Raw genomic sequence first — 24,727 nt, forward strand, 5'->3', positions numbered from 1 at the left:
ATCTAACTTACAGCGTTAAATTATTGTCTTCTATCATTTTTTGCAAAATTTGAGCCTCTGATACGATGCTACTATCGCCGTGAGTCAAGTCATCGAACGTGATGCCAGAGAGTAAAATATTTTGTTGAACGTCATCGCCTCCATTAGGCTTAATGGAAATCGTAACGCCTTCGCCAGACTCCTCAAGATCTAAGTAATTGCGAGCTTGTACTCCAGTACTAATATCCAAGCTGACCAGAATACTCGTCAGGTCAATCACATCAGTGTCTGGAGACGCATCAAAGTCTTGAATCACATCGTAGCTTGGGGCTTCTGCACTGCCTAAACCTGAAGATGAGAACACAAAACTATCCGAGCCAGTGCCACCAATCAGCAGGTCGTTATCGTCTGTTGCGGTGATGGTTGAATCACCTTCATCCACTAATTCGACCGAGACAATCTGTGATAAGCCCACAGCTTGGTCATTGCCTAGCTCTGCCGCAGGTTCAATAGTCAAATCAAAGGTTGTTGCACCACTGTAACCACCGGTAATAGCCAAGTCGGCGACATCCTCTAGATTTACGACGTACTGCCCATCAACATAAGACCCGTGAGATAACGTCAACCCTGAAGGAATATCGTAAATAGTGATAAACCCTTCTTCAGAGGCTGCTGGATTAATCAAAGATAACTCGAGCCCTAGCGGAATTGTGCCGCTGGCTTCCGCCACAATCGATGAGTATTCAATACTCAACAGAGGAGCGTCGGGTTCAGGTGTGATGATGAGTGTCATGTCTTGTGAGCTCGGGTCACCAGTATCAGTCACTAGATTTCCAAGTACCGTATTTTGATCAACGGTTTGCCCTGTGATCGTAATATCAAGGTTGCCAAACGCATCGCCAGCAAAGAATTCGAGTTCATTCACAGAGCTTGCTGCCACTAAGATGGTCGCTTGTGCTGTTCCATTCCCTAACGTTACAAACGCACTGGTTTCCGAGCCAATTCTAATTCGGTCTAAACCGACGAGTCCTGTTGCGTCAGAGGTCGCATTCACTGTCACTGTGATTGACAAAAACTCGTCGCTGTTGGTTTCAAAACTATTGGCATCAAGAGGAATAACAATAACGTCATCCTCACTTCCCGTGAGCTGTTCAGGTAAGTCAAAGAACTCAACCTTATCGCCGATTGGGTTAACACCAACGGTAAATTCAGACTGAGTGTAGCGAATATCAGTAGTGCCAATTTCTTGAGTAATCGCTTCCAGGGTTAACCCGATATCGCCACTAAAATCTCTTGGCGGTAAAATAACCAAATCAGAAAGCTGACTTGGGTCTAGTTGCCATTCATAGGTTGCACTTCCAAACAATGAACCACCATCAGGGCCATTGTTTGGAACCAACTCATAAGTATCCCCTACTTTAATCGCGACAACTGCGCCTTCAGGAACTCCCTTCAACGAAAGCGACATGTTTTCAGAACCATCTTGGTCAATCAGCTCTGCGCTAAGTGATGACAACGAAATGTAATTATCTTCATCTCCGATAATATCCTCTGTTATCAAGTTCGCCGCATCAGCGACTGGCTCAACAGTAATCGTCACGACCGTCGTTTTATCTTGCGTATCCGTTTCTGTCACGCAATCCGCTTCATCGGTAATATTTGCTGTCACAGTGAGGGTAATTTCACCACTGTAATGCTCAGGTGGCGTGACTAAAACATCACTCAAACGGCTAGGGTCTGTGATCGTCCAAGTCCCATCGCCATTATCAACTAACAAACCGGTGTCAGTTGGAGTTTCAGATAAGGTCGCTCCATTCGAAATACTCACCGTTAGAGAATTAACGGTTTCTTTACCAGTAGCGCTATTGCCTTCACCAGTGATTAATTGCCCATCTTCAACGCTATCACCAAGAACCAGTTCAAGGTTAAGGCCTGTCGCGATGTCTTCTTGAATGGTTGTGGAGTCGGCTTTAACCGTAATGTCATCGACCACAGGCAAAACTTGGATACTAATGGTTTGGACCGTCGTCACCGTATCACCGCTGCATGGTGAGGTCTCAATTGTCTCTATGGTGAAATCAATACACCCTGCAAAATCTTCATCCAAGCCCGTTAACGTTAGTTTCGAGAGACCATCTGCAGTGATCGAATAACCAACGATCTCACCAGAAGCATCGTATTCAGCAATCACACCATCACCTGAGATCTCAACGCCTTCAGGTAGTGAATCGGCAGGAATATAGAAAGAGATTTCATTGTCTGGATCACTGCCAACATCGGTGTTTAGTAAGCCAGTGAGATCAATATCTTCCCCTTCAGGTGTTTTAATTTCGCCATCGGGTTGAATCGGGCTCGGTGGGCCAACAGGGTCACAAGAACCGCCCCCGCCGTCATGACCAGTAATTTGCAACGGGAAAGTCGCATCAATATATCTCGCATCTTCACCATCAATCACACGAGCACGAACCACAATATCCAGTACCGGAGTATCATTTGGGCTGGAAATCGTCGCATTATCTAAAATGTACGCTGCGAGCTCTTGGAAAGAGTCACTCGTTAGCCCATCCGCCGATATGATCCAATTCCCAGAGCTATCTTGCGCGGCACCATTAGGGTGCTCAACAATCAATGAATAGCCATCGGGAATCTCGATCAAAATATAATCGAGGTACTCTGACCCATCGATATCCGCGTCGACGAACGTCACGGCATTAGAGATATCAACAGGCGAGCCGTCTGTACTCTGTAACAGCTCTGTAGAGCCTTCTAATCGAGTATCTAGCTCGACACGAGCATCGACAGTCACGCTAATAGAACCAGTAATATCTTTAATATCCGTTGCACCAGTTGGAGAAGTATCCGTGACTTGATAGGTGATAGGAATCGAGAATGTTCCGCTTAAATCTTCTGTCGCTGTAACAGAAAGCCGACCGCTGCTTAGAAGATCCGAAAGCGTTGGCGTTGTTGAGTCCAGTAAAGTGTCCAAATCTAAGCCTGAAGCTGGAACCTGAATAACACTCCCATCAAAATAAAGAGTGAGATCTGCAGGTAGGCTATCAATGACATATCCCGTCAAGGATTCGCTGCCATCAATATCCTGATTCACCGAAGACTCAAGGTTCAGGCCGATTTGACTGTCTTCGATGCCTTGAGTAATGACCACTTGGCCATCTTCTTGATCAACGACTGGTGCTAGCTCTACTTTAAGTGTCATCGGAAACTCGCCCGAATCACCATCGGGCTCAGTTGAGATAGCAATAACGGTGAGTTCTAATTCACCACTAAAATCAAGAACTGGCTTGAGGTACAGGTCATTCAGTTGAGCGTTAGAGACTTGGAATACAGGTCCTGTCACATCATCAACATACGCAATCGTCAGAGAGACTGGCTCACCCATCGCATCCACCAGCAAAGTGCCTTCAGGAATGTTGGTAAGCAGTATGTTGATCTCTTCTGAAACATCGTCATCGGTTGTTTGGACGACAAAATCAAGTCGAATCAAACCATCCTCATTTAAGACCGATTGGTTGCTGATGACTTTACTGTCACTGTCGTATTGCCAATGGCCATTACCACCGTCTACCGCGATAGGTTCATCCACAACACCTTTCAAAAAGATGTTGATGGTTTTTGTATCACTTGACGCTTGCCCATTGATAGGAATAAGTGAATCGATCGTCGACTCAGTCGCTATTGCTGTTACGTCTATTGACAGATCTTCAGTAAAGGAACTGATGTCTTCTTTAGGCTGAATATAAGCAACACCATTGGCGATTGCTTCGGCAGTGACTGAATAAGAGTTATTGCCTATCTTTGCGGTACCATCGCCTTCAACAGACCAACCATCTTGAACTTGGATAATATAACTTAACGATTCCGAACCATCGGTGTCCGCCAAAGCGCCTTCAATAACGTCTTTGAGGTAAATAGCTTCATCCTCTAGTCCCTTATAGTCTTTAACAGACACATGAGGAGTATCAGCATCAGGTGAAATATCGACAGTTACGGTGTGTACAATACTTGCCGTTTTATCATCTGGGTCAGCGAATGAATTGCCAGACTCAGTTGCAACCGCAGTAATCTCAAACTCAAAGCGACCCGCTAGGTTGTCGTCAGCTCTGATTTCCATTTTGTTGATTTGATTCTGAGTGTACTCCTTACCCTCTTTAACGGCATTTCCGTTCAAGGTGATATTCAGACCATCTGGAATGCCACTTATCGTATAAGTTAGTGTTTCAGACGAATCTTGGTCAACGAGTTGAGCGGTAATATCAAGCTTGATAGGGTCGGCGTCATCTTCTACTGAATGATAGGAGAACACGGAAGCCGACCAATCCGGTGCATCAGCCACCGGTAAAACAGACACTGCAACATCAGCAGTAAGTTCTTTAGGATCCGTATCAGTGCTAATGATTGCGTTGATCGCTAGGATAACCGTTGAGGTGGTATTGGATTCATGAAGCGCGGGACGATAAGTCAACTGTCCATTAGGCCCAGTAAATTGAGTATCTATCGCCACCAATTGACTTCCAGACAAGGTGACCTTGCCGTCTACAACTTGAAGCAATACTCCATCAAGGTACAAGCTACCACCGTTTAGCGATGCTTCTGAGAACTCGATTGCAGTAACGGTTTCGCTTTGGTCAATATCCCCGGTTGAGACACTGACTACAATTATCGCGTCATTGTCTTCTGTGGTTTCAGAATCTTCATAACGAATAAAACCTTCGTTATCATCTAGGACAAGTGTCGCTGTACTAATGACTTCATCACCGTCTGTATCTCGGACCAGGTACTTAATTTCATCCACTAGCCTAGGATCAGTTGGATCAGTCGCTACTTCGGGGTTAGTCGTTAGCTGATATGTACCATCTGAATAAAGTGTGAACTGACCGTAAATACTGTCATCATCAAAATCATTAATTAGATCAATCTCGATTGACGTAATTGCATCAGTAAAAGTGTAGGTTGCACCACGATAGTCAAAACTAATTATGACGGCACCATCAGCCCCTGCAAATTCCTCTGTCAGGAACTTCCCATTAAGGTTATCACCCTCAACCATTTCAATTGCCCCTGAACGCGCAACCGGAATGGCATCTTTCACGTTCACTTCATAGATGGCAGGGTCTGAACTATCTCCATCTGCATCGTTAACAGTTAGTTCAAAATTAAGAGCCAGATTATTCTCTCCATCAGCATTGGCGTGATCGAGAGGTGCATAAAGGTCGAACTCTGTTGTCCCGTCAGTATTAAAACGAATCCTAAATATATTGTTTCCATCAGAATCTTGACCGTAATACCAACCATCAGAATCGACAGCTTGCAGTGAAATGTCTTTCCCTGCACTCGAATATGAAAGTGCATCAAACGCAGCGGTGTTGACCGTCACAGAGACAACATCATCGGAACCTTCGATGATTCCTAACGAAGGGCTAGAATCTTCAACACCAACCTGTTCGCTGTCTCCAAGCAGACCGTCTTCATCAACAGAAATGCTTCCGATAACAGTAATTTTAGGGTTTGCACCATCGTAAATCTTAATATCAGATTCTTGTGTATCTCGTGAACCGTCTGAATCGATGGTGACGATTGAGGCTGGAATCGACAGCTCTGTGTCCTTCACACCGGTTCCGTGGTCTATTGATTGGTACAAATCAATCTCAACCGTGACATTCGTGGAACCATTGGCTTCTAAGCTAAAATCTTCAGGAAGTCTCACTTGGAAAACAGCATCGCCATTCGACAACACCGCATCAAACGTTCCATCCCCATTATCTCGCCAAGACAATGCTTCTCCATTACGCGTCACCGCCTCACCATCACTATCGAGAACGGCTTGGCCAGTTGTCACATCTAACCCCAAGAACACGAGTGGATCGTTGCCCGCACTCACGACTAAGCTTGCACTCGCTGTTGTTCCAACACCAGACGGGGTTGTATCAGCAACAGGGTTTTCACTCAACTCGACCATGCCAGAGCCAATCGTAGGTTCCCCACCATCCTTAATCGAGACGTTCAAGGTTAATTGAGTTTCATCGTTGTCATCATCTTTTGCTGTAATGACAAAAGGAATTTGGTCGGTTCCATTCGTTTGGTCGAGGCCCTTGAATAGTTCAAAGGTGTAAGTGACATCAGTATCGGCCTCACCTGACAGAGAGGAAAAGCTCAAGGTGAACGCTTTATTTTCAGCACTTTCAGAGCCAACATAACCAGTAAGTTCATTTCCACCTGCAGAGACCACATAGATAATCTGTTCGTCCCCACTAAATAACTGCGGCTGATCTCCAACATCAAAAAATACAGACTCAACAAAGTCACTTCCGACGTTGAGATTGAAAATGCCAGTATCTGAAACACTGCCGTGAATAAAATCTGATTCGTCCACAGCAGCATTGCTAGTTGAAGTTAATATTGGGTCGGCTCCATCCTGGATGATCCAATCAAATTGCCCTTGATCTAAAGAAGTACCATCTAAATCCGTTCCATCAATAATAAGTGGCAGGGTGATGGAGTCGTTGCTGAACAGGTGGTTGATAGGTTGTTCTAACACTAATGTGACATCTGCTAGAACATCGATACCACTAGCGACTGCACTCAACGTTAGCGTGAATATCGTTTCACCATTTGCTTGTGCGGTGATCGTTTTTCCATCATTCGCTAACGTGTAGGTTAGAGGGAACGTCTCATCTCCGGTCGTCAAGCCCAAGGCGTCTAGCTGCACCAGCGTATTAGCATTAAATACAACAGAAGCAGGATCTGGATTATCTGAGCCAGCGGAAACGGTAAACTGACCGACTACAGTTTGAATTCCATCAGACACATCACCTTCAGAGCTGGTCGTTGTCCCATCAACAACTAGCCCTGCATCACCATCAAAAATATCAATGACCGCAGTGCCGTTTCCGAAATCATTACTGATGTCGCCAGCAACATAGTTGAAGGTGATGTTCTGATCAACGGTGTGGTCCAAATTTCTGTTGGCGACGAACGTCCAGTGGCCATTCGCAAATACAGTCAAGGAGCCTTCGCTAGTAGTAAATGAAACCGGAGAGCCACCAACAATCGTCTTGGTCGTACCATCAACTTCAACACTTTTAATCGTAAGTTGAGTATCCAAATCGATGTCGTTATTCAACACGTTACCTGACGCAATCTCACCCTCGATCATTTGATAAGACTCATCAAAAACCAGAGGTTCAGAATCTTTGATGACAATAGGTAAATGTCCGATGACTAACTCCGTTGTACCATCGGCATCGGTTTGCAGACCTTCGATGAGCAGAGCCGTCAGAATTGAATCTAACCCAGCCTCCTGATCAATCGCCTTATAAAAATTGATATTTACGTTGCTGCCGGAAATTGACGCATCGAATACTTTTTGTCCATCGCTTCGTGTGCCGATGAGGCTTTGTTTATCAGCCGATACAGCAACGGTTATCGATAGAGTTTGAGAAGTAAGTGACTCTGCGATGCTTTGATCATCGCTAAAAGAGATGTCCGCATAATCGATGCGAATATCAGAGGTCTGAGTTTGATTTCCAAAAACCCCTACAACAGTTTCTGAGAACACAACCGACTCGGGCAGGATAATGCTTGGCATATCATCGATAGCTTGATTGCCTACCGTATTGAAAACTTTGGCATCAACCGTCCATTCTGACGCCAAGTTTAGGGACGAGACATCTATATTTTCAACAACCCAATTACCTGATGCATCAACAACACCCTCAAACACAAGAGTCTGAGAGCCATCATTAACTTCAATATAAACAGGAAGACCTTCGGCAACATTAGTTGTGCCTTGCATGGTTGTGAGTTGGCCGCCACGAAATGCCAAAATACTAAAACCGTCTAGCGTATTAATGTCTATAACAGGCGAAACAGTATCAATAACAATTTGCCCTGCGCTATTTATTGCAGAAGCAGGGTTACCGGCAACGTCAACAGTGTCAGCCTCGATTTGAATGCCACCATCGGAAAAGCTAGTTAGATCCACACCTTCCACAGACCAAGCACCATCAATCACGGTTGCTGTCAGCACTATGACATTCGTTGTGCTGTCAGAAATACGAATATTGACCGTTTGACCATCTTCTACGTTCTGTACCGTACCAAAGAATTTAGCCGACTGAATTTCGAAGCTATTGAGGACACCGTCACCACCATCATCAACTGCAGCGGTGATGTTCGCTAGCGTATCTTTCACGATCGTGTCGGTCGCTGTGGTAGGGTTTCCAGCAATATCGATAGTATTGGCAACAACGGTCAGCTCACCTTCTGCAAAGCTTGAGTAGTCTTGAAGAGTCAGAGTCCAAGTTCCGCCGGATACTTCCGTTGTGTATTCTTGTACCGCACCTTGGCTATCGGTAATTGAAATGTTGATGGTTTGCCCATCTTCTACATTGGCAATCGTACCAACGAGCACCCCATTTGATATTTCAAATTGATTGTAAAACTCATCACCAAAGCCATCGAAGTCAACCTCAATGTTGGCTAATGTGTCTTTGATTGTGGAATCGTTAGCTGCAATGCTATTGCCAAAATCATCAGCAATGACCGCGTCGACTTGAAGATCCCCCTCCTCCAATGAAGAGAGGTCGACGCCATTGACGACATACGTTTCATCGCTTGTGATGGCTGTAGTGGTTACTGTGTTGCCGTTAACATCAGTGATGGTCAGAACAACGGTACGCCCGTCTCGAACATCCACTGCCGTGCCCGTAATCATGACACTAGGTACTTCAAACTGGTTTTCGTAACCGTCTCCACCATCTAATATATCAACGGTTAATAGTGCACTAGGTAACAGAATATCAAGGTTACCCTCATTCGAGGTTGTATCTTCGTCGGCATATTCTGTAGGACGAGTATCAAAACCCGCCTCTGCAAGCGTTTCATCTAAGGTGGAACGAACATAAGCGATAAAAGAGGCACTGGAACTAGGTTGGTCATTTACTGAGTTAGGCTGTTGAGGTGCGCTTTCAATGTTGTTGACGAGTTCGGTGACCACCTTTTCCAACTGTTGTTCAACTGCGGCTATTTGTGGTTCAGTTAAGGGCTGAGCCTCTTGTAAATTCTGAGGTTCAATGCTGACGACTTGTACGCCTTCAACTTTTGGCTGCGTAGCAGGTAATTGAAGCCAAGTACCATCAGGGAATACTTGCCAAACAACACCACCAACTTCGATATATAAAATAGGATCCATCCTAAACCTCTTCGTTACAAAAGCGCTGACCTTGAGTACATCAATTTACTCAATAAAAGGCTGGATAAATCAGCGAACTATTTCTAATTAATACTAGCAAACAACAAACCATTAACAGTTAATTAATTATCACTAATACGCTGTAAAGTAAACCGATAGGCTGTGACTTGCATTCAGTTATATCTATCGTCACAAAATACATTCAATGAATGTGTCATAATGTTGAAATTACTGGTTAAATTTCAAGGAATGTCATGACTGCAACGAGCTATCTCAACCAATTGAATCAAAAGTATCTTGCGACTCATAAAGCGAAAGAAGACTTCTTTTGGGATACATATATGGGTATCAGTGACGACCACGATGGTTCGACACTCGCACAGACTCAGTGGACGGAATTTCTAAGCGCTGCCGAACAGATTACTGCTATCGAAACGCAACTTGCTGCTATCGATAAAATTCAAGATCCTCTCGAAAAAGAGAGTACACTAACAGGCTTGAATGGTTGGTTAGCGACCTTTAGATCTCACGCTATTGAGTCTGAGCAATCTCAGAAGCTTAAAGCCGATCTCATAAAGTTTGAGGCTGAACTGTTTGAGAAAAAGCAGAATCATGTGATGACTTACGTAAATGAAACAGGCGATGAAACAGAAGGGTCACTGCCTGTTTTAGGCTCAGCCGTTAGAAGTAATGGTAATGAACAAGTTAGGCTTTCTGCACATCAAGCATTATTAGATTTAGAGCAATGGCTGCTGGCTAACGGCTTTATTGAGCTGATCAAAAAACGTAACCAATTTGCTCAATCACTTGGGTTTAAAACCTTCTTTGATTACTCGGTGGTAAAAACCGAACAGATGACGACAGAACAACTGTTTACGATTCTGGATGATTTCGAAGTACGCACACGCGATAGCCATCAGCAAAGCCTAGTCAATTTGGCAGAACAGAAAGGCGAGAATGCACTTCAAGCCCATAACTTTACCTACTCTTTTGCAGGTGACGTTATGAATGATCTTGATCCTTATGTTCCGTTCTCAAAGTCACTTCGACGCTGGATTGAATCTTTTGGTCGCCTCAACATCGAATACTCTCAAGCGACATTAAAATTGGATCTGCTTGATCGCAAAGGTAAGTACCCTAATGGCTTCTGTCATGGGCCTATCCCTTCTTTCTACGATCAAGACACATGGGTAGCGGCTCAAGTTAACTTCACGAGCAACGCAAAGCCCGATCAAGTGGGCAGCGGCTATGATGGCATCAACACGCTATTTCACGAGGGCGGCCACGCAGCGCATTTCGCCAACGTTAAGATGAACGCGCCTTGTTTCTCTCAGGAATTTGCACCAACCTCGATGGCTTATGCCGAAACGCAATCCATGTTCTGTGACAGCTTATTGAATGACGCCGATTGGCTCAAACAATACGCGCTTAATGCAGATGGCCAAGCAGTACCTGACGAGTTAATCAAAGCAATCATCGATAACAAACAACCCTTCAGAGCTTATCAAGAACGCAGCATTTTAGTAGTTCCGTATTTCGAGCGAGCACTTTACGAATTGGCGGATGAAGATCTGACACCGGAAAAGATCACTGCTCTTGCTCGTAGCAGTGAGAAAACGATTCTTGGATTAGCTTGTAGCCCTCGCCCATTAATGGCGATCCCGCATCTGTTGTCGGATGAAGCCTCTTGCGCATATCAAGGTTACCTGCTGGCTCATATGGCGGTGTTTCAAACTCGTGCATATTTCACTGATAAGTTTGGCTACTTAACGGATAACCCAGAGATTGGCCCTTTGTTAGCTAAGCACTATTGGCATCAAGGAAACAGCGTGAATCATAATGGGACAATCGAAAGCCTGACTGGGGAAGGTTTTAATGCCAAATATCTCGCTGACGAGTGTAACTTATCGCCAGAGGAAGCTTGGGCTATTGAGGAGCAAAAAATCAAACAACTGTCGACAAGAGAACGTGCACCAGTCGCTGATTTGAATGCGAAGATATCGATCGTTGATGGGGCAACCGAGTTGGCGAATAATGACAAATCAAATCATCAGATGTGTCATGAGTTTGAGAAATTCATTGTTGGGCAATACGGTCGATAACAGGTTCTGAGCACCTTTAACCAAGGTTGAACCAAGACTCAAACGAAAAAAGGACGATAATTTATCGTCCTTTTAGTATTCAGCTTTGGATTTATTCTGTGACACATGTCGAGCGAGTTTCAGTATCAAACTCAACATCAACAGAATCAGCACTTCGCAATGATTTTCGATGAATGCCAAATACTTGCCCCGTCAAAACAATATAAAACTTCTCTGTTTTGAGTAGACTCCAAGCTTCATCAAGGGATTCAGCATAAACCTTATTCTTGAGATCTTGTGGGCGGGTACCTGCGACTCTTCCATGTTTACGCGCCAATTCAAATAGTCCATTACGATTCGGTTTACACGTAAACAGGGTATCATTTCCATAAATAACACCCTTGGCTGTAATGCTTTTAATCATTACATTTCTCCAGATAATAATTTCACTCGTAGCACTTGAGTGACAAACCACATATCAATCTGTGGATACTTACACTGCAAAAAGAAGAGAACATGGTGTAACGACCGGGCAAGCTATTACACCATTACCATCAAATTTCTTAGAAGTTCTTAAGAGGTCAAGTTCTTAGAAGTAGTAGTAAGCCGCTGCAAATACGTGTGTTTCTTCGTCGTATTGTGCGCTTGTCGAACCAATACGTGCACCATCGATGTCTTGCTTGATATCGATACCCATGTCAGCGTTGTCAGCGATACGGTACATTGCCGCGATGTTGATGTAAGAAGCATCTACATCTGCGTGGCCATCAAGTTCATTGTTGCTAGACGCGTAACCTGCTGCGATTGTTAGGTCTTCAGAAACCGTGTAACCACCTGAAACGTAGTAGCCTGTGTTCTTAGCAGAATCACTCTCTTCAATCCAAGAGTTCATACCCAGTTTAAGAGCACCAACCTTCACGTTACCTGTTACTGTGTAAACTTCGTAATCAGCATCGTCATCACGAGCTTCATAACCTGCGTATAGGTTGAATACCTCTTGCTCTAAACCGATGTAACCATTAATGCCTTTATCCGCATCATTATGATCATCACCTGTTTCAAAGTAAGAAATACCGTAAGCGATACCGCTTGTCGCACCTTGGAATTTAACAACATTGAAGCCGTCAGAAGCATCACCAGCAGAAGCGCCAAACTCGTAAGTGTTATCGCCAGCGCCATCCACTTTGTCTAGTGCTGTGTCGTTCTCCCAACCGAATGAAGCGATACCGAAACCAGTATCGAAACCTAACCACGCTTTATCTACATCTGTTGCTGGACCAGTATCGATACCGTTTGTCCAACCAGCGGTTGCTGCGTCATTCGCAGATACGTTGTTGTCTGTCGTGTAGTTCACCATTAAGTCAGTTTCGAAGTAACCAACAATACGGTTGTTACGGTAGTTAACTGCAAGAGTAAGGCCTGTTGCCCAGTCATCGTAGAACGCTTTAGAACCAGTATCGTAGTAACCACCAACACCGAAAGAACCTGATACTGAGAATTGATCTTTGTGCATTGAATCGAATGCAAACATGTCTTCGTTTTGGCTGTTTTGGCTGCTTGTGCTTACAGCGAAAGCTGAACTTGAAATGCTCGCAATCGCAAGTGCTACTAATGTCTTTTTCATGATAACCACTACCTATATATATTGATTCGGCCTTGTTAGTCCGGCCTTTTGGAGTGGCGCTATTGTTCAAAAAATCAGGTTATTGATATACCGTAAATTTACTGAAAATTTTATAGCTTTGGTGAATTTCATGAAATAAGAATATATTAATGTGTCGTTTATATTGAAAAACGTAATCCGAGTGTAAAACCTATATCCGTGCTGTTATCCATATTACGGATGTTCTCAATCCTCAGCGCTTCGACTGCGAGTTGTGTTGAAAGTACATTTGAATGAAAGGATGACTGAGCATACACAAACATTGGAGAATCATTTGCTGTGCTGTCGGATGAAAAAGCTCAACATCGAGACTGAAATAGACAGTAACGTCCTTAAACTTATCACAGTGTTTACTCGGTTATAGAAATGCCCGATTTTATTAAAAAACACCGTTCAATTAATGCAGTAGATGTACTGCTTATCACCCCTCCACATAGAACCAAGAGTTATAAAAAACTTTAGATTAGAACCTATGATATATATAAGAATCTTATCTTGCACTGAGCGACTCGAACGAATATCTTCTGTGCATTGATGAAATGAATGTATCTATAAAGGAAAAATGTGTCTGCTTTAAAGCTAAGTTTTGAACAACTGTTAATGAAACAATCGACATCTCTCATTAATAGCGATCCAAAAAACTTTCAAACAACTTGGTCAGAAGCAAGCTTTGATGTACTCGATTGGTTTGGGATTGATCGTTTGACACTCTACCCTAATTCAATGGTCTTACTTGAAGAAGGAAAAACGTGTTCAGTTTCCAAAGCACACATTCCTCCTGTTAATATAAAAAGCTTAGTCGGCGGTAACTACCTTGATTACCTCAAGCTTTTAAAAACCAATGAAACTTACCTCGCTTTTACCAGCAACGAACTCGTTTCAAGTAAAAACTATGTGTTAAAGAAGCTCTATAAAGAAGGGGGAAGATGGCACTGCATCATTCCTTTGCAGCTGTTTAACCAACGCTGGGGTGCATTGTCTTTTACTAACTTTCACGACAACGATACTACCTTCAATCTCGAAGACATCCAGCGTTTAAAATTAGTCTGTGAACTTTGGCTCTGTTATTGGCAACATTCGACGTTAGCCAGAACACTAAAGCAAAACGAGAACTTGTTAGAAGATGACAGTGAGAAGCTATTATTGCTCACAAAAAAGCAAACCAAAGTTCTTGCGTTGATTGCTCAAGGGTTTAGTGCAAAAGAGTGTGCTGATAAGCTTCACTTAAGCTCACGAACCATTGAGTCGCACAAATACCGCATGTTAGGTTTGCTGAATTTAAACAGCCACAATGACCTGATTCAGTTCGCCTTACGCAATGGTTTGGGGATTGCAGAGAACATACACACAACACGTTAGAGCAAGTTGTTTGATGCCCTGCTGCTGTTAATAGCTTAACGTTCGATGTTTCTTGAGCTCAACTTTTCTTAAATTCAATCACGCTACTCATTACCTTCACTCAAAGCAAATTTGATCTCGTCTGAAGAGAACCCCTTTCGACTTAGCATCGCGTAAGCCTTGGAGCGTTCTTTATGATCGTTTAGGTCATAAGACTTCTTCTGCAACTGTTCTAAACACGAAGAATAGAAATCTAGCTGCTCTTCATTAATCAATCGGTCGATGAGCGATGACAGTTCACTTGTGTCGATTTGTCGTTGTCTAAGTTCTTGCTGAATGGCAGTCAGTCCCTTGCCTTTACGAGCGTACTTGAGCACCTCTTTTTCCAAATCGGCTTTCTCGGCCTTAATTTGAATGTTACTTTTCAGTTGATGCGCTTGTGGGTGCTGGTCAATCGCTACCTTGACTTGTTGATAGCTAAAGCCACGCTTTTGCAGTGTCGCAACCAGCTTTTCACGGCTCATGGTAAAGCTTGAGTAGTAATGGTTGATTCGGTCTATCAAGATGGTTTGTTCATCGATAGACTTTTCGAACGACACTTTATGGATTGCATCAGAAATCACTGAATCGGTCAGCCCCTTCTTCTTCAGTTTTTCGACAATGTATCGAGAACCGAATTCACCAGAAAAAGCTTGTTCCACGAATTGTTCAGCAAACACTTGGTCAGACTTGAGATACCCAAAGCCTTTCAAAGTATTCAACGTTTCATCGATCCATTCTTGATTGTCGGTTTTCACTTTTAGCTTCGCAATCAGCTCGCTTTCCGTCATATCTCTCTGGGTTAAATGCCACATCGCAGAGTTCATAACACTTTCAATTCGTGTTGCTTTTCTTACCGTTGTGTTTCTACTATTCGTTTTTTGCTGTGAATCATTCATTCGCTTTCAACTGTCCAAACTAAGCCTACCTCATCATAACTTAATTCTAAGGCGGTTGAGTGACATAAAAGAATGAAGATCAACATAAGCGGCAGCCAATAAAAATGGACGCTTATTCAGCGTCCATTTGATATCACATTAAAAATGATGGCTCTAAGCCATGCTTAGCTTTTTCGTATTAGCTTTTTTCGTAATAGCTCTATTCGAAATTGCTTTTCATACTAGCTCTTTCGCTTAGTTCTCTTCGTGATTGTAAATATGTACATCTCGTTGAGGGAATGGGATCGTGATGCCTTCTTCATCGAAGCGTTTCTTCACGGTTTCCGTTACATCCCAGTACACATCCCAATAGTCATCAGTCTTAACCCAAGGTCGTACTACGAAATCAACTGAAGAGGTATTCAAGGTATGAAGCTTGATCATATGCTCTGGTTTTTTCAACACTAGAGGGTGCGCAAGAATGATGTCATTCAATACCGCTTTCGCTTTATCGATATCATCTGAGTAACCAATACCGAAAACCATATCAACACGCCTTACACGCTCTGCCGTGATGTTGTTGATCACGTCACCCCAAATCTTGTTGTTTGGGATCACCAAGCGTTGGTTATCGATGGTTTGAACGGTCGTCGACACTAAGCTCATGTCTTTTACCGTGCCTTGCACGCCTGCCACTTTAACCATGTCACCTACGTCATAAGGACGGTAGATCAAGATCATCAAACCCGATGCAAAATTAGATAGCGTGTCTTGCAATGCGAAACCGATGATGACACCGGCAACACCGAAACCTGTAAGAAGTGGTGCTAGCTCTATCCCTATTTGAGACAGTGCGATAAGCAAACCAATAAACACGACCGCTTTAGATGCGATGGATACGAAAAACTCCTGCATCAATACGCTGAAGTCCATTTTAGAGTGCGAGACACTCTTACGAACGGTCTTACGAGCCACATTAGCAATAAGGCGAGTTACGTACAAAATACCGAGAAACAGAGCGAGTTTAACGACAAAAGAAGGGGTATTTTCGAAAGCCCATGAACTGAACGAACGAAGCCAACCATCCAACAGTTCCAGTGCAACATCAACATCCAACACATCGGCGTTAATGTCGCCTGTCGTCGCTAGCAAAACGCGTTTGTATGAAGTCACATCGACGCCAAACGGTTCCATTAGCGTGATGGTTTCTTCTAAGCTAGCAACCATAACGCTAGTGCGCTCGCTGAAACGCTCAAGCTCCTTTTTAATGGTCGCTTTCTCTTCTTCATTCACAAAAGACAAACGCGCTTCTAGATCTTGTCGCTGTGTGTCTGTGTAAAGAATGGCATTTGTCAGGTATTTAGAACGAGCAATTAACGCCGTTTTAAGTTCACCTTCAGGAACAGAAACATCAACACCACGCTCTTTTGACCAATTTAAGGTCTTAGCAAGCTGTTGATAATAGACATCCATCATTCCGATTCGTTTCTGAATACGCAATTCAAGGCGTTTTTTAGCATCACCTTCAGCTGAACGGTTTTCTTTACTCATTGAAACGATTTTAGTTTCATTCAATGACAGCAATTTTTGTAGCAGTTCAACCTGCTGAGCAAGAGTGACATCCAGCCCCTCTTTTTTATCTGACGATAGCTGTGAAAAAATCTCTTCGCGTAGGCCCTGATTCTTACGCCTTAAGATATCTTCAAGAAAGGGCTTCTCAGCATCATGCGCCGTTTCTAATGTTGCTAGATCGAGCATTAACTGATCTTGTACTTCTGCGATTTTCTCAACGCTCTGCGCATAACTTCCAAATGCGACAAACGCCAACATTAACAATAGACAACGCCAAACCTTCATCATATTAATTCCTATTACTGTCTAAATTGACCCTATAAATAGTAGTAAAAAGAATATGGATAACAAGCATTTAAACGTATGTTATGTTAAAAATTCGCAAATTATCAGCCTGCTTCTAATATTTGAGAGTTCCAATCCCCTCTTATGACCTGTAGAGTACGCATCCAACAAAGAACAACGGCCAATATCTTCACTCTGGTGCATGCCCTAAAGCACCCTAAATACGATGTTGGCTCACAGCAAGAGAGCATAAAAATGAACAACGAACTTGATATTATTGAGTCTCTAGAAGAACTAGAGCAATTCCTAATTTCAGTGGAAGCTGGCGGTTTAGGCCTTGAAGGGGTTGAAGGTGTAGGCATGGCAACCAATAATTCAGATGGTCGTCACTTCGTTGCTGTATTCAACAGCAGCCACAAAGTTCTGCTTGCTCGCTGGATCACCAAAGAAGTGTTTGATAACGGTAAAGACTTGGTACGTAACGGCCCTCGCCGCACTCACTAAGCCTTTCCAATAGCACCAATGATTAAAGCCCAACACGTTCAACGACGATCTGTTGGGCTTTTTTATATCACCTGTCCCGTCCTGATAATGAATAAACAACTCGATAAAGAATAAATTAGCGATAACTTTCAGTTGAAGTGAACTTTAGCTAGAGCTCAATGTCCTATTCGCGTGAATTGGTGTTTATGCGTCGTTTATCGTGTACCTGCCGTTTTCCGCGTTTATACATAGTTTCACTTTAACCATTTTATGACTTGTGGCGCGAAGAGAACTTATCTAAGCTAGCCACAATTCAATGAGCTGGCTTTAACTAATAACAGATTTGATTACTGACTAATTTGCTGAACACATCACTACTTTTCTTATCCACACAGAACCGCCGACAAAAGCATTCGCTTTGGGCGCTCTTCCTTACCGGACTGGTTATCGTAACTTGTCTGGCGAGCACTCTTGCCGTAAAGAAAGTATCGTTATCTGCATCCGCTAATGGTCAATCAGTCCTAGTTGGCGCGCAAACTCATACAGAAACCAGTAATCCTCAAACCGACATCGCTTCTTCAGAAAAAATGGCCACTCTATACGCCAGTGTTTTCGGCTTAGAAGCGTCAAAAATGTTAACGTCCCCCAATTCAAGTTCATGCAGCCTGAGTTCGAAAATGCTGACCTTTGCCGCCCCAAAAACCGGCTGGCTGATCCCATTCGTACTTATTATTGCTGTTGCATTTAACTTACCTCCCCACATATCGAGATTATCTAGAGACAATCATCGCTCTACTCGACCGACAAAACACCGATTGCATCTAAAGCACTGTATATTTAGAGAGTAAATAAGCGGGCTACTACACCCTTTTATTTATTTTTTGGAGATACATTTGTGTACAACACACTACTAACTAAGTTTGTCGATTCATTGGCATTCTCTATGCGTACATGCGCGAAAACCTTAGTCACTGCCCTTTTGGTTATGACGTCATTTACCGCCTTGGCACAGACAACAGGCTGGCTTAGTGTGCCTGAGCATCCGCCTGTGAAGATGCGAATGATGTCGACGGGAGAACAGTCGGATGACGGCTCTAAGATCCAAACCGTGCTCGATGTCGTGCTCGACGGCGACTGGAAAACCTACTGGCGTAGCCCAGGCGAAGGTGGCATTCCGCCAAGCTGGGACTGGTCTGGTTCAACAAACATTGAGTCAGTAGAGTGGCACTGGCCGATACCTAAGTACTACGAGCAGCTTGACGTCATGACGTTAGGCTACAAAAAGCATGTCAGCTTTCCTGTCACGTTAACCCTGAAAGACAACACGAAGCCTGCGATATTCAGGGCGTCGTTTACCTTTCCGTCGTGTACCAATATCTGTGTGTTAACCGATTACGATATCGAACTGCCGATTGACCCACAAGCTTTAGCACTCGATGAAGAAGCGATGTTCTTGTTCAACCAAGGCATGAGCCAATCTCCACGAGAAGCTAACCGCACTTCAGTCAATGGTCTATTTTGGGACAAGAGCAAGCAGCAACTGGTTACTCAGCTGACAAGTAAAGATGGCTGGGATAAGCCGATGGTGTTGATTGACGGGCAAGAAGTGATTGATGACTTCTTCTCTCAACCAAGCGTCCACATCACAGACAATACAATGACTGCCGTATTTGATGTGAGCAACTGGATAGGTGAAGTCGACTTAACGGACCGTACCGTGAGTGTCACTGTTTCAGATACTAATTTCGCCGAAGAGATGACGGCCCAAGTTGGCTCAGAACCGATCGCTTACCAAACAAGCAACAACGGCTTTCTAGCAATGATTGGCTTTGCTTTAATTGGTGGTTTGATCCTCAACATCATGCCATGTGTGTTGCCAGTATTAGGAATGAAATTAAACAGCATCATTCAAAACCAAGGTGCATCTAATCGTCATATTAGACTCTCATTCTTAGCTTCTGCTTCAGGTGTCATTACATCATTTGCGCTGTTAGCCCTAGGTATGACCGCTCTAAAAATGGGTGGTAATGCGATTGGTTGGGGAATCCAATTCCAAAATGTTTGGTTCATCGGATTCATGCTGATCATCACTTTGCTGTTCTCAATTAACCTGCTTGGGTTATTCGAATTCAGACTACCATCAGGTTTAAACACTTGGATAGCAACCAAAGGCGATGACTCACATTCAGGCCACTTTGTTCAAGGCATGTTTGCGACGCTGTTAGCAACGCCGTGTAGCGCGCCATTCCTAGGAACCGCAGTCGCGTATGCACTTGGAGCAAGCTATCAAGAGTTATGGGCAATCTTCATCGCACTCGGTATCGGTATGAGTGCGCCTTGGTTGATCTTTGCGCTATTCCCGAGCCTAACCAAGCTGCTTCCAAAACCTGGGGCATGGATGTTCAAAGTTAAGCTTATCTTTGGCTTAATGATGTTCATTACCAGCCTTTGGCTAACAAGCCTTCTGAGCCCATTCATTGGTAAATTCCCAACTATCCTGCTGTCACTATTTATCGTGATTTCAGTATTGATTTGGATTGGCCGTAAGTTGGGTCGCAAGGTGCTTATTCCTATCATGGCAACCACAACCTTGGTGTTTGGTGCTGCATTGATCGTCGGTAGTGTCACCGCTGATAACTGGGCGACACCGATTGTTGACGATCTCGCTTGGCAAAAGCTGGATGCGAAGCAAATCCCTCAGCTCGTTGATGAAGGCAAAACGGTGTTTGTTGATGTGACTGCTGATTGGTGTATCACCTGTAAAGCCAACAAGATCGGCGTCATCCTTCAAGACCCTGTCTACAGCCACCTACAGCAAGAAGACATTGTTTTGATGAAAGGTGATTGGACAACACCAAGTGAAAGTGTCACTCAATACTTACAAAGTAATGGGCGATTTGGTGTGCCATTTAATATCGTCTACGGTCCGAGCTATAAAAGCGGTATTCCACTGCCTGTAATTCTCAACAGTGACACTGTCGTTCAAGCCATCGACGCTGCGAGATAACCGATGAAGACTCCCAACAATGAAGATAAATCTAGCACAACTGAAGATAGCGCTGTAAAGGGTGAGGCCAAAAAGCCAAGTCGTCTTAAGAAGTGGGGAAAGGAACTGATTTCAATGATATTGATCGTTGGCGTGGTTTCATTTGCCATGGACTTTTATCACAGCAGAAGTATGCCTCAGGGCGATGCGATTCCAATTGTGGGTCAATCGCTCCAAGGCGAAGATATTGATGTTATCGAGCTAAGTAAAAATGGTAAGCCAGTCATTGTCTATTTTTGGGCGACTTGGTGTGGTGCCTGCAAATTTGTAAGCCCAACCGTCAATAGCTTCAGCGATTCCCATCAGGTGGTTTCGGTCGCTCTATCGTCTGGTCCAGACGAACGTGTCCAGCGCTACTTAGATGCAAAAGAGTATGACTTCCCTGTTATCAATGATCTTTCTGGATCAATCAACAGAAGTTGGGGCGTTAATGTCACTCCAAGCATCGTCATCATCAAAGACGGAAAGATTAGCAGTATCGCAACAGGCGTTACTTCTCCTATAGGGCTGTGGTTAAGAACCTACTTTGCCTAACTCGCTCACAAAGCAAAACAGAGCAAAGCTAAGTGAATAAACCGACTCAGCCAGTTTAACAAACAATATTAATGTGAGCGCAACCCAATAAGCGCTCACGATTATCACGAATTAGAGAAAAGACAATATGAAAAAGCATCTGATAAGCGCACTAATTTTAGGCTCACTAATGAGTACTAATGCCTTCGCAGAATTAAACAAAGAACAAACTCAACAACTTGAAGAAATTAATCAATTCCTGAAGGAAAACCCATCGACGATCTCTGGATTGCATACCAGTTTAGAGCAGTACGTAGCAGGTCAAGAGCAAGCGAAGAAAGCCCAAGCGGAAAGCCATGATTGGTTATACAACAATGACGCTCACCCGATCCTTGGCAATCCAGATGGCAAATCGGTCATCGTCAATTTTACCGACTACAACTGTCCTTTCTGTAAGCGCTTAGAAAAAGGGTTAACTCAACTCACCTCTGAAAATAGCGACATTAAGGTCATCAATGTCTACCTATCATTTAAGCAGCAACAGGTTTCGGGTCTAAACACCAACGCAGCGCTATACGCGATGAAAGTATGGAAAGATAATCCAGAAGCGTTCCCTGAAGTAGACCGACTATTAATGGCAAAAAGCGGTAGCCACACAAAATCGTCACTGCAAGCTGTAGCCAAGAAGACGGGAACAGAAGCGCAACTAGACACCACCACAGAACAAAGCAACACGCTAATGACCAACCACCAAACCTTTAGCGCATTGGGTTTAACTGGCACACCAACATTAATGATGAACGGGCAGATCTTACCGGGATACGTGCCTTACGACCGATTAAAAGAGATCGTAGATGACGCTTTTTAATCGAGTGTAGTTAGAGATAAAAATTCGAAAGAGAAGTGAATAAAAAGCCGACTCGCGTAACTCGCAGTCGGCTTTTTTATGAGCTTAAGATAATGTTTTCAATATTATTTTTGAAACAGAAAAACAGTCGAAGTGTCACTATCTTGCAATGGATTCTTAATCTAGCCTCGCTACTCTAAAAGCAGTTCTCTCGATGAGTCCAAGACGTGCTTACTCTAGACAACTGTCCTTTGGCCGAGCCCTGCTCGGTCTTTTTTTTTCGTGTTTTAAATGGCGACACAGTGCATTAACACGGAAACGTTCAACCGACTAAGCCCTAACTTAGCAAGCGACAAACAAGCGCACCCGGCTCCCTTAACGCATCCACGTTATAGCTAAGGACACGTCCAGCAGACGGCGCGTGATAACGGCGACACTCATTACCAAAAGCGTCATACTGAATGGCCAATAAATCATCTTGTTCTACGCTCTGTAGAAGCTCAACCTGCGGCAATACAAAGCCACCAATATCAGCGCGGATAGAAACCACATCATTACCCTCTATCCAATCCATGCTCGGCAGTTGCATGTTCTCGGGATGATTTATTTCAACCTCGAACATTTCATAATAAGACAGCATGTTAAAAACACCGTCTACCGCTCGTTGAATCATGTCAGGCTGAGTAAATTTCCCCATCCCAACTTCCACCGTGATGCTCGGAATTCCACTTCGATTCCAAACTGTTTCTAAAATACCTGGGTCGCCAGGGTCATTCAGAACACAATCGGGTTGCATCAGCCTCGCCATCTCCAAACATTGTTCTATGCGGTAATCAGCAAACACATAAAGTGGGTAGACTGCACCACGAGTCTGAGTGTGGAGATCAACGGCGAAGGTGGCATTATGCTTAAGCAAACGCTCCCACAAAGACGCAACAAAGCGCTCCGCTGCCAAGCCATTAGCATCACCCGGAAAGAGTCGATTAAGATTAGCAGGACAAGAGCCCGGATCCGAAGAGATGAAATCACGGCTATGGTTCAGCAAGCCAGACAAATTCACAGTAGGCACAATCGTTACCGTACCTTTGAGCGTTTTACCGACTAAGTCCCTGATAATTTGCTGTGCAGCCAACACTCCGTTTAGCTCATCACCGTGAATACCGGCGGTGATCATCAACTTAGGACCTTCATGACTGCCTTTGAAAACAGAAACCGGCATGTTTTTGGGTTGCCCTAACCCATCACTGGTGACTTGAAACCAAAACTGGTGCTCTCCAACGGGTAGGTCTTCAACATTCAAGGAGCCAATAACCTGCCTACCTTGTAAAACATCGCCTAAGTACTCTGTTTTCATCCAACGTCTCCATCTTGTTGAGCAGAATCTGTTCTCTTCTAAGTTTTTGCATCATAGAGGATATCCTAACCAGTACAAGCAGTTAATCAGATTAACAAGCCCTCAAGCGCTACCAAAATTCATCACCATCGACATCCGTGATTCCAAGGTAAAACTTGTCAATGTGACCTTTGAAATACACGCAACTTGTATATCTATTCACAGAACACTCAGTCGCATGAAATAAAAGTGCAATAAAATCAACACTTAAAAAAGTTCCCCATTCACGAAAATGTAATTTTATGGAAATGAAAGCTTAATTTATCTGCTCTAAATTAGCTTCATATCGAAACGGAGAGCACATTGCTCACGGATTTTAAAATACAAGGTAAGTGATTATGAAAAAGGCAGTTTTAGCTTCTGCAGTGGTAGCGGCACTAGTTTCAGGTTCATCTCTAGCAGCAACAGTTTACAGCTCTGATGGTACAGAACTTAAAATTGGTGGTCGTGCGGAATTCCGTGGTGATTTCATTGGTACGTCAAAAGGTGCTGAACTTGAAGGTTCAATGAGCGATGAAACTCGCTTCCGCCTTAATATTGGTGGTGAAACCCAGTTAACAGATTCTGTATCTGCATTCGGTTTCTACGAAGCAGAGCAAGGGACTGGCGGCGTTACTTTTAACAACCGTTACATGTACGCTGGTGTTGATTTCGATGGCCAAGCGGTTTCTTTCGGTCGTCAAGACATGGCTTCAGTAATCGTTTCTGACTTTACGGATATCACTGAATTCTCTGGTGTTCAACAAGTATTCGATGCAGCATCTGATAAAGAAGATGGTGTTATTGCATACCGTGGCGGTTTTGATGCACTTCAGTTAGAAGCAACTTACAAAACAAACAGCGAAAAAGACTCTGATGGTTACGGAATTTCTGGTGTGTATTCACTACCATTCGGCCTAGACCTTGGTTTAGCGTACTCTGGTGAGGACCTAGGTGCGGGTAACGGTAGTGCCGACCAAATCCTAGCAGGTCTAGCGTACTCTTTAGACAACCTTTACCTAGCAGCTACATATTCAACAGGTGATGTAAATGATAAAGCAGTCCTAATTCAGGATAAGTCGTTTACCGCTATGGAATTTGCAGCACAGTACAAATTCACTAAACAAATCTCAGCTGCGGTTGTTTACACGTATCAAGAAGACGAAGCAGCAAACGGCTCTACAGCAGACTCTGTTGACGGCATCGAGTTAGCTGGTTACTACAAGTTAAACAGCAACTTCCGTACATATCTTGCATACTACATCAACGGCTTAGATGAAGTGAAAGACGTAACTACAGGCCTAACAACTCAAGGTGAAGACACACTTCGCCTAGGTGTACGTTACGACTTCTAATCTAAATCGACTTTAGATACAGACTAAAAAGGTTGGGCAATGGCTCAACCTTTTTTCATGTTCAAATA

14 protein-coding genes and 1 pseudogene are annotated in these 24,727 nt (G+C 43.7%); 7 read left to right on the top strand and 8 right to left on the bottom strand.

The window, feature by feature from the left end:
- Nucleotides 1-7 precede the first annotated feature (7 nt).
- Nucleotides 8-9,187: a type I secretion C-terminal target domain-containing protein gene (locus MSG35_RS01500; RefSeq protein WP_248382583.1), complete on the bottom strand. Its 9,180-nt coding sequence runs from the start codon at nucleotides 9,185-9,187 to the stop codon at nucleotides 8-10.
- A 254-nt stretch (nucleotides 9,188-9,441) separates the two neighbouring features.
- On the opposite strand from MSG35_RS01500, the gene MSG35_RS01505 reads away from it, so the two are divergent.
- Entirely contained in the window at nucleotides 9,442-11,289 is a 1,848-nt protein-coding gene (locus tag MSG35_RS01505) for a M3 family metallopeptidase (RefSeq protein WP_248382585.1), read from the top strand.
- 91 nt (nucleotides 11,290-11,380) lie between these two features.
- On the opposite strand, the gene MSG35_RS01510 is transcribed toward MSG35_RS01505, so the two are convergent.
- The 3 genes and pseudogenes from MSG35_RS01510 to MSG35_RS01520 form a co-directional block, all read right to left on the bottom strand.
- Nucleotides 11,381-11,692, bottom strand: coding sequence for a hypothetical protein (locus tag MSG35_RS01510; RefSeq protein ID WP_050646422.1), 312 nt, complete (start codon nucleotides 11,690-11,692; stop codon nucleotides 11,381-11,383).
- 165 nt (nucleotides 11,693-11,857) lie between these two features.
- Nucleotides 11,858-12,892 (bottom strand): porin, encoded by a 1,035-nt coding sequence (locus tag MSG35_RS01515; RefSeq protein WP_248365707.1) that lies wholly within the window; start codon nucleotides 12,890-12,892, stop codon nucleotides 11,858-11,860.
- A gap of 158 nt (nucleotides 12,893-13,050) precedes the next feature.
- Nucleotides 13,051-13,146: pseudogene (locus tag MSG35_RS01520) on the bottom strand (DUF3187 family protein); the annotation flags it as partial.
- 349 nt (nucleotides 13,147-13,495) lie between these two features.
- On the opposite strand from MSG35_RS01520, the gene MSG35_RS01525 reads away from it, so the two are divergent.
- Complete coding sequence (locus tag MSG35_RS01525) at nucleotides 13,496-14,290, top strand: LuxR C-terminal-related transcriptional regulator (protein WP_248382587.1); 795 nt, start codon at nucleotides 13,496-13,498, stop codon at nucleotides 14,288-14,290.
- An 83-nt stretch (nucleotides 14,291-14,373) separates the two neighbouring features.
- Here MSG35_RS01525 and MSG35_RS01530 read toward each other — a convergent pair whose 3' ends face one another.
- Nucleotides 14,374-15,207, bottom strand: a complete 834-nt coding sequence (locus MSG35_RS01530) for a RecX family transcriptional regulator (RefSeq protein WP_248382589.1) — start codon at nucleotides 15,205-15,207, stop codon at nucleotides 14,374-14,376.
- 234 nt (nucleotides 15,208-15,441) lie between these two features.
- Nucleotides 15,442-17,046, bottom strand: a complete 1,605-nt coding sequence (locus MSG35_RS01535; protein WP_122081171.1) for a mechanosensitive ion channel family protein — start codon at nucleotides 17,044-17,046, stop codon at nucleotides 15,442-15,444.
- Nucleotides 17,047-17,298: 252 nt separating this feature from the next.
- On the opposite strand from MSG35_RS01535, the gene MSG35_RS01540 reads away from it, so the two are divergent.
- On the top strand, nucleotides 17,299-17,547 hold the full coding sequence (locus MSG35_RS01540; protein ID WP_017062732.1) for a hypothetical protein: 249 nt from the start codon (nucleotides 17,299-17,301) through the stop codon (nucleotides 17,545-17,547).
- A gap of 538 nt (nucleotides 17,548-18,085) precedes the next feature.
- Here the strand turns inward: MSG35_RS01540 and MSG35_RS01545 are convergent.
- Nucleotides 18,086-18,310: a hypothetical protein gene (locus tag MSG35_RS01545; RefSeq protein WP_248365713.1), complete on the bottom strand. Its 225-nt coding sequence runs from the start codon at nucleotides 18,308-18,310 to the stop codon at nucleotides 18,086-18,088.
- Nucleotides 18,311-18,469: 159 nt separating this feature from the next.
- Here MSG35_RS01545 and MSG35_RS01550 point away from each other — a divergent pair, with 159 nt between their 5' ends.
- From MSG35_RS01550 to MSG35_RS01560, 3 genes are all read left to right on the top strand, one after another.
- Nucleotides 18,470-20,533: a protein-disulfide reductase DsbD domain-containing protein gene (locus MSG35_RS01550; protein ID WP_248383235.1), complete on the top strand. Its 2,064-nt coding sequence runs from the start codon at nucleotides 18,470-18,472 to the stop codon at nucleotides 20,531-20,533.
- A 3-nt stretch (nucleotides 20,534-20,536) separates the two neighbouring features.
- A complete protein-coding gene (locus tag MSG35_RS01555; RefSeq protein ID WP_248382591.1) occupies nucleotides 20,537-21,106 on the top strand; it encodes a protein disulfide oxidoreductase in 570 nt (189 codons plus the stop codon).
- Nucleotides 21,107-21,233: 127 nt separating this feature from the next.
- Nucleotides 21,234-21,953 (top strand): DsbA family protein, encoded by a 720-nt coding sequence (locus tag MSG35_RS01560; protein WP_050647846.1) that lies wholly within the window; start codon nucleotides 21,234-21,236, stop codon nucleotides 21,951-21,953.
- Nucleotides 21,954-22,269: 316 nt separating this feature from the next.
- Here MSG35_RS01560 and MSG35_RS01565 read toward each other — a convergent pair whose 3' ends face one another.
- Entirely contained in the window at nucleotides 22,270-23,286 is a 1,017-nt protein-coding gene (locus tag MSG35_RS01565; RefSeq protein ID WP_248382593.1) for a succinylglutamate desuccinylase/aspartoacylase family protein, read from the bottom strand.
- 377 nt (nucleotides 23,287-23,663) lie between these two features.
- Between MSG35_RS01565 and MSG35_RS01570 the strand changes: the two genes are divergently transcribed.
- On the top strand, nucleotides 23,664-24,659 hold the full coding sequence (locus MSG35_RS01570) for a porin (protein ID WP_248382600.1): 996 nt from the start codon (nucleotides 23,664-23,666) through the stop codon (nucleotides 24,657-24,659).
- Nucleotides 24,660-24,727: the final 68 nt, after the last annotated feature.

It is taken from the genome of Vibrio sp. 1CM23M (genome assembly GCF_023161755.1).
Lineage (GTDB): Bacteria > Pseudomonadota > Gammaproteobacteria > Enterobacterales > Vibrionaceae > Vibrio > Vibrio coralliirubri.

Bases quoted from the DNA above. Each gene is read 5' to 3' on its own strand.
- MSG35_RS01505 (WP_248382585.1), top strand. From the start codon at position 9,442: ATGACTGCAACGAGCTATCTCAACCAATTGAATCAAAAGTATCTTGCG.
- MSG35_RS01550 (WP_248383235.1), top strand. From the start codon at position 18,470: ATGCGTACATGCGCGAAAACCTTAGTCACTGCCCTTTTGGTTATGACG.
- MSG35_RS01555 (WP_248382591.1), top strand. From the start codon at position 20,537: ATGAAGACTCCCAACAATGAAGATAAATCTAGCACAACTGAAGATAGC.
- MSG35_RS01515 (WP_248365707.1), bottom strand. From the start codon at position 12,892: ATGAAAAAGACATTAGTAGCACTTGCGATTGCGAGCATTTCAAGTTCA.
- MSG35_RS01535 (WP_122081171.1), bottom strand. From the start codon at position 17,046: ATGATGAAGGTTTGGCGTTGTCTATTGTTAATGTTGGCGTTTGTCGCA.
- MSG35_RS01560 (WP_050647846.1), top strand. From the start codon at position 21,234: ATGAAAAAGCATCTGATAAGCGCACTAATTTTAGGCTCACTAATGAGT.
- MSG35_RS01530 (WP_248382589.1), bottom strand. From the start codon at position 15,207: ATGAATGATTCACAGCAAAAAACGAATAGTAGAAACACAACGGTAAGA.
- MSG35_RS01570 (WP_248382600.1), top strand. From the start codon at position 23,664: ATGAAAAAGGCAGTTTTAGCTTCTGCAGTGGTAGCGGCACTAGTTTCA.
- MSG35_RS01540 (WP_017062732.1), top strand. From the start codon at position 17,299: ATGAACAACGAACTTGATATTATTGAGTCTCTAGAAGAACTAGAGCAA.
- MSG35_RS01510 (WP_050646422.1), bottom strand. From the start codon at position 11,692: ATGATTAAAAGCATTACAGCCAAGGGTGTTATTTATGGAAATGATACC.
- MSG35_RS01565 (WP_248382593.1), bottom strand. From the start codon at position 23,286: ATGAAAACAGAGTACTTAGGCGATGTTTTACAAGGTAGGCAGGTTATT.
- MSG35_RS01500 (WP_248382583.1), bottom strand. From the start codon at position 9,187: ATGGATCCTATTTTATATATCGAAGTTGGTGGTGTTGTTTGGCAAGTA.